Below are 11735 nucleotides of genomic sequence, written 5' to 3' on the forward strand. Positions count from 1 at the left end.
GATCATCAAGGACAGGGGGCAGCAATCATGCCGGGCCCGGCAGGCCGTCACCGCCCAGCATCCTCCGCCAGACGGTCACGAAGAAAGTAACGGGGCATGGCGGCCACGCTAACGAGCGCATTTATGCGTTCCTATAGAAAGCCCGCACAATCCGCCGGGTGTTCGCCGGGGCGGTTCGTCCGCCGGATCGCCGTCGTCGGTCGTCGGCGCTCAGTCGTCGAGGGGTGCGACGTCGACCGAGACGCGCAGCGTGGAGCGCTTCGCCTTCGTGAAGATGATGCCCTTCACCGGCGAGACGTCGCCGTAGTCGCGGCCCCAGGCGACGGTGACGTAGCGGTCGTCGGCCCACTGGTCGTTCGTCGGGTCGATCGCGAGCCACTGGCCGCCGGCCGAGCCCTCACCGCCGGCACCGCCCGACCCCTCAGCGCCTGATCCCTCATCGCCCGAGCCCCCAGCGCCCGAGCCCTCAGCGCCCCGGGAACCCCCGTCGACACCGCCCTCCCCGACCGGCGGCAGCCACACGGCCAGCCACGCGTGCGAGGCATCCGCTCCGAAGACGCGCTCTTTGCCGGGCGCCGGACGCGTCGCGAGGTACCCCGACACGTACCGTGCGGCGACGCCGTGCGAGCGCAGGCAGGCGAGGGCGATGTGGGCGAAGTCCTGGCACACCCCCGCGCGGGCCTGCATCGCGTCGGCGACCGTGCTCGTGACCGTCGTCGCGGTCTTGTCGTAGTCGAAGTCGCGGAAGATGCGCCGCATCAGGTCGGTCGCCGCCTCGCCGAGCGGGCGGCCGGGCGTCAGTGACTGCGCGCCGTAGGCGACCGCCTCGGGCGCGTGGCGGGCGCGCGCCGATTCGAGCGCGTACTCGGTCGCCGCCCAGGCGCCGGGAACCTCGGGGTGCACGAGCGGGCGCGCGCGCTCCCACGGCTGCGCCAGCGCGTCCGGGTCGTAGGCGGGCACGTCGACGACGACGTCGCTCGACGCCGTGATCGTGAGCTCGGAATGCGGGTCGGTGAGGTGGAAGTAGGTCGACGAGTTGCCGAAGTAGTCGCGGTCGGCGGCGAGGTCGCCGGGCATGGGGTCGACGACCACATCGGATGCCTCGAGCCGCTGCCACGGCAGGTCGCGCGGCACCAGGTGGAACTGCCCCACGCTGTCCTGCACCGGCTTCGCGTAGCTGTAGGCGGTGCGGTGCCACACCCGGTAGCGGCGGGTCATGCGCGCCCCTCCATCACTTCGATGAGCGAGAGCTCCGACAGCGGCACCGCGGGCGGACCGCTCTCGAAGTGCAGGTGCCGCACGGCGTCGGAGAGTCGCTCGAGCTGCTCGGTCACGTGCGCGAGGTAGTCGACGAGCGCCTCGCGCCGGGCGGTGCCGCCGACAGGGCCGCCGCCGGAAGCCGCGCCCGACGCGGCGCTGACCGCGGCGAGCGCGGTGACGTCGAGGGCGGCCACCTCGGTGTCGAGGTGGTCAAGCAGCCGCTCGGCGCGACTCGAGCCGGTCGAGGCGGGCATGGCCGCGAGGTGGGTGCGCAGCTCGGCGAGCGCGAACGTGAGCGAGCGCGGGTTGCTGCCGTCGAGGAGCAGCAGATCGAGCACGTCGGCGGCGCGCACCGACCCGCGGTAGCGGCGCCGGTAGGTGACGACGCTCTCGGATGCCAGGAGCACCGCCTCAAGCACGTCGCGCGTCGTGCGGGCGTCGTGCCGCTCGGCGAGACCGGCGGTGAGCAGTTCGCACAGCTGCAGTCCGCGCTCGAGGTAGCGGCCCGCCTCGATCATGTGCCAGCCGGTGTCGCGGATCATGTTCGCCGTGACGCCGTAGAGCGAGAGCATCGCGGCCAGCATCCTGCCGCCCGACTCGGCCGTGCGGTGCGGGTGCGCCGAACTGCGGAGGGCACGGGTCGCGCGGTCGATGTTCGCGAACACCCGCCACGTGTCGCCGGAGAGCTGGTCGCGCACCCCTTCCATCGCCTCGCGCAGCCGCGCGATCGAGTGGGCGGCGGAGCCGGGGCGGGCGGCGTCGAGCAGCAGCGAGCGGAGCTCGGCCTCCGGGTCGAGGGAGCGCATGCCCGCGAGGCGCGCGAGCGCGTCGAGCAGCACGCGCGGCGGCTCGGCGAGCGCGCCGGCGGTGTAGGCTCCGGGCTGGTCGAGCTCGGCCTGGGCGGCCAGCAGCAGCCGCAGCAGGTCTTCGGTGCGTTCGGCGTAGCGACCGGTCCAGAACATGTCGGCGTGGGCGCGGGGCGCGAGCGGCGGGATCGTCCGGGCCGACGAGCCGGCGGGCAGCGGCGAGGTCTCGCCGAGGTTCTGGTCGGGGTCGGCCTCCGAGGCCTTCAGCACCCAGACGTCCTTCGTGCGGGGCAGGGCGTCGGCGTTCTCGCGCACGGTCGCGAGCCCCCCGACCAGCGGCCGATAGGTCGAGCCGTAGCGCAGCGCGAACGCGCGCAGTGTCACCGGCTGCGCGGCGGCCCGCCCGGTCCGCGGCGTCGCGCTCTGCCCGGCGCCGCGGCCGGCACCCTGACCGAGGCGCGCGGGCGACCACACCGGCGTCTGCGACAGCGGCAGGTGGTCCTGCCCGACGTAGCGGTGCGGGGTCGCCCGGATGCGCGCGGCGAGCTCTGCCGGAGAGAGGTGCTCCAGCACCTTCCGCGGCTCGTCGATCGTGCGCACGATCAGCGTGGGGTCGCCCGCGTCGAGGCGGGCGAGGACGAGCTCACGGGATGCCTCGTCACCGCACCACCACGTGGGCACCGAGGGCAGCCGCAGCTGCTCGCCCAGCAGCGCCTCGCACGCCGCCGCGAGGTAGGGCATGAGCGCCGGGTTCTCGAGCACTCCGGCGCCGAGTCCGTTGACGAGCCGCACTCTGCCGCGGCGCACCGCCTCGGTGAGGCCCGCGACGCCGAGCCGAGAGTCGCCGCGCAGTTCGAGCGGGTCGCACCACGCGGCATCCACGCGGCGGATGATCACGTCGATGCGGTCCGTCGGCCGCCGCGCGGGCCAGCCGGCGGGCTTCATCCACACGAACCCGTCGCGTACGACGAGGTCGCTGCCCTGCACGAGCGGGAACCCGAGCGCGTTGGCGAGGAACGCCTGGTCGAACGCGGTCTCGCTGAGGGTGCCGGGGGAGAGGATCACGACGCGGGCGTCATCGACCGAGCCGAGCGTCGACGAGAGCAGCGCCGCGCGCAGTGCCGCGAAGTACGGGTCGAGGTGGTGGAGGCTGCTCTCCTGGAAGAGGTCGGGCATGACCTGCGAGATCACGCGCCGGTTCTCTGCGGCGAAGCCCAGCCCCGACGGCGCCTGCACGCGGTCGGCGAGGGCGTGCCATTCGCCGTCGGCGTCGCGCCCGAGATCGACCGCCGACAGCAGCAGCGGCTGCGGATCGACGGCGCTGCGACGGGCGAGCGGGCGCAGGTACCCGGAGTGACCGACGACAACCGCCGCCGGCACGATCCCCTCGCGCAGCAGACGGCGCTCGCCGTACAGGTCGACGAGGATCGCGTTGAGCAGTTCGGCGCGCTGCGCGAGCGCGACCTCGAGGGGTGCCCAGGCCGCCGCGTCGAGCACGAGCGGCACGGGGTCGAGCTGCCACGGCTGGGCACCCGCGTCGGGCCGGGCGTAGGAGACGCCGTCGTCGGCGAGGAAGCGCACGATCTCGCCGTCGACGCGGTGCAGATCGTCGGCGCTCAGCGCGAGCGCGTGCGCGGCGAGCGCCTTCCAGCCCGGCCGGAACGACCCGTCGGTCTCGACGACCTCGTCGTAGCGCGCCGGTTCGCCCGCTCCGGCGAGGGGCAGCGTCGGCTGCGACACGGTCGCGGCATAGTCGCGTAGCACACTCACGTCGGTCACCTCCCGTCGCACCGGTTTCGCGGGCGCCGGCGGCCAGCATCCCCAGGTGACCAGCGTAGGGGGCGTGGATGCCGGTGCGGCGCATCCGATCGGCAATACAGTGGGGTCGTGTCCGCCGTCACCGTCCGTCCCGCCCGCACGTCGGATGTGCGTGGCATCCTCGCCCTGCTGCAGCCGTGGGTGGAGCGCCGGATCCTGCTCGGCAAAGACGTCGTCACCGTCTACGAGGCGGTGCAGGAGTTCGTCGTCGCGGAGGTCGACGGCATCCTCGTCGGGTGCGGCGCGCTGCACGTGATGTGGGAGGACCTGGGTGAGATCCGCACGCTCATCGTCGCGGACGCCTGGCTGCACCACGGCGTCGGCGGCGCGATCGTCGACCGGCTGCAGCTCAACGCCCGCAAGCTCGGGCTCTCGCGCCTGTTCTGCCTGACGTTCGAGGTCGACTTCTTCACGCGACGCGGATTCGCGCCGATCGGCGAGCACATCGTCGACCCCGACGTGTACTCGCAGCTGCTGCGCAGCCCCGACGAGGGCGTCGCGGAGTTCCTCGACCTCGCGCACGTCAAGCCGAACACGCTCGGCAACACCCGCATGCTCAAGGAGCTGTGAGCAGTGGGCTGCGGCTTAGCCTGGATGGGTGAGCACTCCCACCCGGCGCCGCCCCTCGCCGGCCGTCTACCGCCGGCGTCGCCTCGTGGCGCTGCTGCTCGCGGTGATCGTGGTCGGCGGCATCGTGGCGCTGGTGCTCGCGCTGTGGCAGCCGTGGCGGGATGCGCCGGTGTCGCAGCCGACGCCCTCGGTCTCGACGACGGCCGCCACGCCCGGTGCGGCGACGCCCGCCGAGAGCACACCGGCAGTGGATGCCTCCGACACGCCCGCCGCTGAGGAACCGGACCCCGGGGCATCCGGCACCGCCCCGGCGATCGCGGCGTGCTCGACGTCGGACATCACGGTGCTCGCCGTCACCGACAAAGACGTCTACGCCGCCGGCGAGCAGCCGCAGCTGTCGATCACACTGTCGAACAACGCGGCGACGCCGTGTCTGATCAACGTGGGCACCGCGACGCAGTCGTTCGTGATCACGAGCGGCTCCGATACGTGGTGGCGCTCGACCGACTGCCAGAGCGAGTCGAGCGATCAGGTGGTGCAGCTCGCCGCCGGCCAGACGGTCTCGAGCGTCACGCCGGTGGTGTGGGATCGCACCCGCTCGTCGGTCGACTCGTGCGGGTCGTCGCGTCCGCAGGCGCCGGCGGGGTACTTCCACCTGCAGGTCTCGATCGGGGGCATCGAGGCCGCCGACACCCGCATGTTCGAGCTGCGCTGATCGTTGATATGGGCGTATTGCTCGTCTGAGAGAACTCTCATCCTCTGAACTACCTGCCAGGGTGCCGATGCGGCGGAGAGATGCGTACCCTTGAGTACAGCTCCTGCGGTGCGTCCCCGTCGTCCCCAGCTTCGGTTTCGACGCCAACCCCAGTGGTCTCGATATTTTGGATACTGCGCCGCAGTGAGCTTTGGCCCTCTCGATTCTCCCAGTCCCCAATGGGGGGATCGAGAGGGCCCCCCTTTTCCCCAGCCCCGAGTGCTCTCGTAGTCTGGGACCATGGCCGGCAAGAAGCGCGCGCAGGCGCCCCTGGAGTTCCGCAACCCGCAGCTGGCCGACGCCCTGCAGACGCAGGACATGGCTGCGCTCGCGTTCGCGCTGCGGCACGGGCCGACCGTGGTGCCGCTGATGCGTGCCGGTCAGCGCGATGATCCACGAGACAGCGGCGAGGTGTGGACCTACCGCGACCGGAACACCGGCGACGTCGCGCTGCTGCTGTTCAGCGACGCCGCGAACAAGCCGGCGGAGCTCCCGGCCGCCGTCGGACTGCAGTCGCCGGCGTGGTTGCGCGCCTTTCTCGCGGCGCACGCCGACGAGATCACGACGGTCTTCTTCGACATCGCCGGTCCGCACGCCATGCAGGCCGCTCCCGCCGACGTGATCGCCGCGCTCGACGCCTGACGGCCGCGTCTCGACGGCGGACGGCCGCTCAGAACCCGGGTTCGTCGCCGCGTTCGACCGGATGCAGCCGCGGCAGATCGCGGAGGGCGCTGCGCAGGTCGGGCGAGGCGGTGTCGACGATCGTGCGGTAGCCGAGCCGGGTCGCCTCCGCGCGCCGCTGCTCGTGCTGCGTGACGGCGCGCACCTCGCCGGCGAGGCTCAGCTCGCCGATCGCGACGAGCTTCGCCGGGTTCGGCCGGTTCGAGACCGCGCTCGCGACGGCGAGGGCGATCGCGAGATCGGCGGCGGGCTCGGTGAGGCGCACCCCGCCGACGGTTGAGACGTAGACATCCTGGTCGGAGAGGCGGAGCCCCGCGCGCTTCTCGAGCACCGCGAGCACCATCGCGACCCGCGCCCCGTCGACACCGCTGACGATCCGCCGCGGATTCGGGCCCGAGCCGGGCAGGGTGAGCGCCTGCACTTCGACCGGCAGTGCGCGGCGGCCCTCGAGGGCGATCGTGACGCAGGTGCCCGGTTCGCGTGAGCCGTGGCCGAGGAAGAGGGCGCTCGGGTCGGGCACCTCGGCGATGCCGTGCTGGGTCTGCTCGAAGCAGCCGACCTCGTCGGTGGCGCCGAAACGGTTCTTCAGCGCGCGCACGAACCGCAGCGCGGTCTGCCGGTCGCCCTCGAAGTGGCAGACGACGTCGACGAGGTGCTCGAGGATGCGCGGCCCCGCGACCTGGCCGTCTTTCGTGACGTGCCCGACGAGGATGACCGGCAGCCCACGATCTTTCGCGACGCGGATGAGCGTGGATGCCACTTCGCGCACCTGACTCGGATGCCCGGCCGCGCCGTCGATGAGCCCCGACGAGACCGTCTGCACCGAGTCGACGATGAGGAGGCCAGGTGTCGTCTCGTCGACGTGGCCGAGGATCGTGGCCAGGTCGGTCTCGGCTGCGAGGTAGAGCTCGTCGTGCAGGGAACCGGTGCGCTCGGCTCGGAGCCGCACCTGGGCGAGCGACTCCTCGGCGCTGACGTAGAGCACGCGCCCGCCGGCGGCGGCAGTGCGCGCGGCGACCTCGAGCAGCAGGGTGGACTTTCCGACGCCGGGCTCGCCGGAGAGCAGGATCGCGGCGCCCGGCACGATGCCGCCGCCCAGCACACGGTCGAACTCGCCGATGCCCGACGTGCGCCGCGGGGTCTCGCGGGTGTCGATCTCGGTGATCGGGCGTGCGGAGCGGCTCGGCGCGAGGGGCGTCACCGCGGGGGAGGCGATGCCGGTGGACGTCGCCGCCTCGACGACAGTGCCCCACTGCTGACATTCACCGCAGCGACCGACCCACTTGGCGCTCGTCCACCCGCACTCCGTGCAGCGATAGGCCAGCGTGCTCGCCGCGCGTTTGGATGCCATGGAACCAAGCTATCCGTGGCATCCGACACCGCCCCCGTGCGCGCCGCGCGCCCGCACCATCGATCGCGCCGCCCGCACCACAACTGCAAGGCGCAGCGCGCGACACGCCGCGGATCCTCGCCGCGCGGCGGCGCGTCGCCCGCGCGACCTTGCAGTGAGGGCGGACCCGGATCGGCGCAGGCGGGATCAGCAACGCCGCGAGGACAGCGCCGCCGGGGGAGCCGCTCGCGTCAGCGGATCGAGTCGGCGACCTGGCGCAGCGCCTCGGCGGAGCGGTGGAACAGCTCGAGCTCGTGCTCGGAGAACGAGGTCTCGCGGATCGGCACGGCGCCCGCCGCCGAGACGACGGACGGCACCGAGAGGGCCACGCCGCTCACCCCGTGGAAGTCTTCGAGCACGGTCGAGACGGGCATGACGGCGTGCTCGTCCTCGAGGATCGCCTCGACGATGCGCGCTCCCGACAGGCCGATCGCGTAATTCGTCGCGCCCTTGCCCTGGATGACCTTGTAGGCGGCGTCGCGCACGTCGATCGCGATCTGGTCGAGTTCGTCGACCGTGAACTTCGGCTGTCCGTCGAGGGGCTGCCAGTCGAGGATCGGCACCGAGCCGATGGTCGCGTGCGACCACAGCGGGAACTCGGTGTCGCCGTGCTCGCCGACGATGTAGGCGTGCACACTCGAGATCGAGACGCCGGCACGCTGACCGAGCTTCCAGCGCAGGCGCGACGTGTCGAGCACGGTGCCCGAGCTGAACACGCGCTCGCGCGGCAGCCCGCTGACCTCCTGCGCGACGACGGCCATCACGTCGGCGGGGTTGGTCACGATGACGAAGACCGCGTCGGGCGAGCGCTCGAGCAGCGACGGCACGAGAGAGCGCAGGATGCCGGCGTTGACGCCCGCCAGGTCGGTGCGGGTCTGCCCCGGCTTCTGCGCGGCGCCCGCGGTGATCACGATGACGTGCGAGTCGCTCGTGACGTCGAGGTCGGCGCCGCCGATGATGTCGCTCGTTCCGGTGAACTGCGAGCCGTGGGCGAGGTCGAGCACCTCGGCTTCGACGCGGGCGGCGGCGATGTCGTACAGCGCCACGTGGCGCGCCGACTCGCGGATGAGGGCGGCATAGGCGACGGACGAGCCCACCGCACCAGCGCCGACGACGGTCAGTTTCGAGTTCTCGATCGCGCTCATGCACCCAGTCTGGCAGTGCGCCCTGCGTCGTGCCACTGCCGTCGAGGGCTTGCGTCGTGGACGCCGCCACCACCGCCGTCGCTGCCGACACGGTGGGGGCATTGCCGGTGTCGGTGGGGCGCGCGAGCATGGAAGGGCATCCGTTCGAAGGCTCGGGCACATGCACGGCCTCGTCGACGTGCTGCCGTACGGGCGGCAGGAGGAGTGACAGGAGGTTCCCGACGGCTGGCCGCAGCATCCGACCTATGAGGGCGGGGCGACCTCGCAGGACATCGCCGCCGCGTACGGGCGTGCCCCGGCCGCCGCCGACCGCGAGGCCGGGCAGGAGAGCTAGCTAGACCGGCCGCGACGCAGCTACGGCCCGGTGGCCTCCGCGGTGGATGCCTCGCGCTCGCGCGGCGGGTTGCGGATGCCGAGCAGCGAGACGACGCCCCCGATGACGAGCAGGATCGCCGTCACCACGGCGGCGCGGTGGAAGCCGGCGAGGTCGAGCGCCCCGCCGGTGATGGCGCCGAGCGCCGCGATGGGCAGCAGCCCCGCGACGCGGGCGACGGCATTGTTGACGGCCGACGCGATGCCGGCCCGCTCCGAGTCGGCCGCCCCGAGGATCGCCGCGGTCAGGGGCGAGACCGTGAGCGCGAGCCCGAACCCGAACACGACCATCGCGGGGAACACCTGCCACCAGTAGTCGAAGTCGGCCGCGACGGTCAGCAGCAGCACGGCGCCGACGGCTATGATGAGCGGCCCGACGGTCATGAACAGGCGCGGCCCCCAGCGCCCGGCGAGCGCACCGGCGCGGGGGCTGAGCACGATCATGACGATCGTCGTCGGCAGGCTCGCGAGGCCCGCCAAGGTGGCGGTGAGGCTGGCGCCCTGCTGCAGGTAGACGGCGAGCACGAAACCGTTGAGGGCGAGCGCGGCGTAGACGAAGAAGGTGGCGAGGTTTCCGGCCGAGAAGGTGCGGCTGCGGAACAGGTCGAGCGGGAGGATCGGGTCGGCGACGTGGCGTTGTCGCCAGACGAAGGCGACGAGCAGGGCGAGGCCGCCGACCCCGGGCAGCCAGATCCACGGTGCCGACCAGCCGGCGTTCGGCTGTTCGATGAGCGCGAAGACCGCGCCGCCGAGGCCGAACGTGCACATGAGGGCGCCGACGATGTCGACACGGGCATCCGGTCGTCTCGTCTCGCGGTGGTCGAGGCGCGTCAAGAACCAGAGCGACACTGCGATCGGCAGCACGTTCAGCAGGAACGCCCATCGCCAGGAGAGGTGGTCGACGATGAGGCCGCCCAGGAGCGGGCCGACGATCATCGCCGCCATCGTCGAGGCGGTCCAGATGCCGATGGCGCGCGAGCGCAGGGGCTCGACCATCGTTGAGGTGATGAGGGCGAGCGAGCTCGGCACGAGGAAGGCGCCCGCCGCGCCCTGTGCGGCCCGGGCGATGACGAGGAAGACCGCGTCGGGGGTGAGTGCGACGGCGATGGATGCCACGCCGAAGGCGATGAGGCCGATGCGGAGGACGAGGATGCGGCCGAACGCGTCGCTGACCGCGCCGGCGACGAGGATGAGCGCGCTGAGCGTGATGAGGTAGGCGTCGACGGTCCACTGCTGCGTGACGAGCCCGCCGCCGAGGTCGCGCGCGATCGCGGGCAGGGCGACGTTCACGATCGTGGAGTCGAGGAACGCGACGAACGAGCCGAGGATCGCGATCGTCAGCACGAGGCGCTGCTGGCCAGTCATCCGTTCCGTCATCGCGCACCCCTCCGTGCGACACGCTACGCCGCCTCGGCGACATTAGGCTCGGGCCATGGCTTCTGTGCGCGGCGCCCACCTGGTCGGCAGCCTCACCTACCCCGACGCGGAGTCGGCGATGATCGCCGCCGCGGAGAACCTCGGCGGCCCGCTGCGGCGCATCCCCGACGGCGAGCCGGGCGACCGGTTCCACTGGATCATGTTCCAGCCCGACGTGCTCGCGCGGGCGGAGGGCATCGAGCGGGTGGGCGATGAGCCGATCATGATCGGGCACCTCGACGGGCGGCCGCTGCGCATCGCCGACGGGGTGGATGCCGCGGACATCCGTCTTCCCGAGCTCGGCTACGCGCGGGCGGCAGCGGAGTCGTACGAGGTCTTCACTCGGCTGCGCGCCGAGGGCGTGATCGCCCCCGGGACGCGCTTCCAGGTGGCGCTGCCGACGCCGACTGCGGTGATCGGCGCGTTCTTCTCGGGGGAGGACCGGCAGGCGATCGAGCCGGTGTATCGCGACCTGGTCTATCGCGAGCTCGACGGTGTGCTCGCGGCCGTGCCGCACCACGACCTCGCGATCCAGTGGGACTGCGCCGTCGAGTTCGCCGTCATCGAGACGCACGCCTACCCCGGCGGGTCGACGCCGTGGTGGACGGGCGACGTGTGGGAGGGGCTGGTGGCGCGGGCGGCCGACGCGATCGACCGTGTGCCGACCGACGTCGAAGTCGGCGTGCCCCTCTGCTACGGCGACGTCGGCGAGCGGCACTTCGTCGAACCGCGCGATGCCGCGAACCTCACGCGTTTCGCGAACGAGCTGACGGATGCCACCACCCGCCCGATCACGTGGATCCACCTACCGGTGCCGATCGAGCGCGACGATGACGCGTACTTCGCCCCGCTCGAGCAGTTGGCGATCGGCGACGCGGAGCTGTATCTGGGTCTCGTGCACCGCGAGGACGGCGTCGACGGCGCCCGGCGCAGGATCGAGACCGCGGCCCGCCACGTCGAGGCTTTCGGTGCGGCGACCGAGTGCGGCATCGGCCGCGCGCCGCAGGATGCCACGGAAGACATCTTCCGCACGCACGTCGCCGTCGCAGCGCCCGCGTGAGCCGGTTCGCGGCACCCGCCGCCGTGTCGTAAGATAGATGACGGTGACGTGTCCGAGCGGCCGAAGGTGCAACTCTCGAAAAGTTGTGTAGGGTAACCCCCTACCGTGGGTTCAAATCCCACCGTCACCGCCAGCGTCGAAGCCCCGCGAACCCTTGGAAACACTGGGATCGCGGGGCTTCGCTCATTCCGCTAGCGCCGTTTTGAGAACCGTTTGAGAACGGGTGGTTCTCAGGCGTTCTCGGCCGGTGTGGTGGGCCGGGTCGTCAGCCTTTGCGAATCACACCGACGCGCGCACGTGCGACCTGCTGCGGGCGCGCGAGAGAGCATCAGCGACGTTGTCCAGATCGTCGTCGAAGAGGTCGGCATGGTGACGTCCCGCTGTGTGGTGGAGAATCTCGACATCGTGCGGGATCAGCTGTGTTGATTATGCCGCGTTGAGTTCCGGGATGGCCACCTCCTCG

Annotated in this window: 9 protein-coding genes and 1 tRNA gene; 5 read left to right on the forward strand and 5 right to left on the reverse strand. The window is 72.0% G+C overall.

Going from position 1 to position 11735, the window contains the following annotated elements; all coding sequences use genetic code 11:
• Nucleotides 1-210: 210 nt before the first annotated feature.
• Together LOK55_RS13605 and LOK55_RS13610 are read right to left on the reverse strand one after the other, a co-directional pair.
• Complete coding sequence (locus LOK55_RS13605) at nt 211-1218, reverse strand: transglutaminase family protein (protein WP_229935794.1); 1008 nt, start codon at nt 1216-1218, stop codon at nt 211-213.
• Nucleotides 1215-3836, reverse strand: coding sequence for a circularly permuted type 2 ATP-grasp protein (locus tag LOK55_RS13610; protein WP_229935795.1), 2622 nt, complete (start codon nt 3834-3836; stop codon nt 1215-1217). The genes LOK55_RS13605 and LOK55_RS13610 overlap by 4 nt, the downstream gene beginning before the upstream one ends.
• Before the next feature lie 117 nt (nt 3837-3953).
• On the opposite strand from LOK55_RS13610, the gene LOK55_RS13615 reads away from it, so the two are divergent.
• The 3 genes from LOK55_RS13615 (at nt 3954) to LOK55_RS13625 (ending at nt 5850) form a co-directional block, all read left to right on the forward strand.
• Nucleotides 3954-4454 (forward strand): amino-acid N-acetyltransferase, encoded by a 501-nt coding sequence (locus tag LOK55_RS13615; protein ID WP_229935796.1) that lies wholly within the window; start codon nt 3954-3956, stop codon nt 4452-4454.
• A gap of 28 nt (nt 4455-4482) precedes the next feature.
• Nucleotides 4483-5169 carry a hypothetical protein gene (locus LOK55_RS13620; RefSeq protein ID WP_229935797.1) on the forward strand — a complete coding sequence of 229 codons (687 nt, stop codon included), beginning with the start codon at nt 4483-4485 and terminating at the stop codon, nt 5167-5169.
• Between the two features lie 279 nt (nt 5170-5448).
• Nucleotides 5449-5850 (forward strand): dehydrogenase, encoded by a 402-nt coding sequence (locus tag LOK55_RS13625; protein WP_229935798.1) that lies wholly within the window; start codon nt 5449-5451, stop codon nt 5848-5850.
• A 28-nt stretch (nt 5851-5878) separates the two neighbouring features.
• Here LOK55_RS13625 and radA read toward each other — a convergent pair whose 3' ends face one another.
• From radA to LOK55_RS13640, 3 genes are all read right to left on the reverse strand, one after another.
• Nucleotides 5879-7240, reverse strand: a complete 1362-nt coding sequence (radA, locus tag LOK55_RS13630) for a DNA repair protein RadA (protein WP_229935799.1) — start codon at nt 7238-7240, stop codon at nt 5879-5881.
• A gap of 230 nt (nt 7241-7470) precedes the next feature.
• A complete protein-coding gene (locus tag LOK55_RS13635) occupies nt 7471-8424 on the reverse strand; it encodes an L-lactate dehydrogenase (RefSeq protein WP_229935800.1) in 954 nt (317 codons plus the stop codon).
• A gap of 354 nt (nt 8425-8778) precedes the next feature.
• Nucleotides 8779-10173, reverse strand: coding sequence for an MFS transporter (locus LOK55_RS13640; protein WP_229935801.1), 1395 nt, complete (start codon nt 10171-10173; stop codon nt 8779-8781).
• 55 nt (nt 10174-10228) lie between these two features.
• Between LOK55_RS13640 and LOK55_RS13645 the strand changes: the two genes are divergently transcribed.
• Nucleotides 10229-11272, forward strand: a complete 1044-nt coding sequence (locus LOK55_RS13645) for a hypothetical protein (RefSeq protein ID WP_229935802.1) — start codon at nt 10229-10231, stop codon at nt 11270-11272.
• Between the two features lie 42 nt (nt 11273-11314).
• A tRNA-Ser gene (locus tag LOK55_RS13650) sits at nt 11315-11405 on the forward strand.
• Nucleotides 11406-11735 lie beyond the last annotated feature (330 nt).

It is taken from the genome of Microbacterium sp. F2E, from assembly GCF_020905435.1.
Classification (GTDB): domain Bacteria; phylum Actinomycetota; class Actinomycetes; order Actinomycetales; family Microbacteriaceae; genus Microbacterium; species Microbacterium lacticum.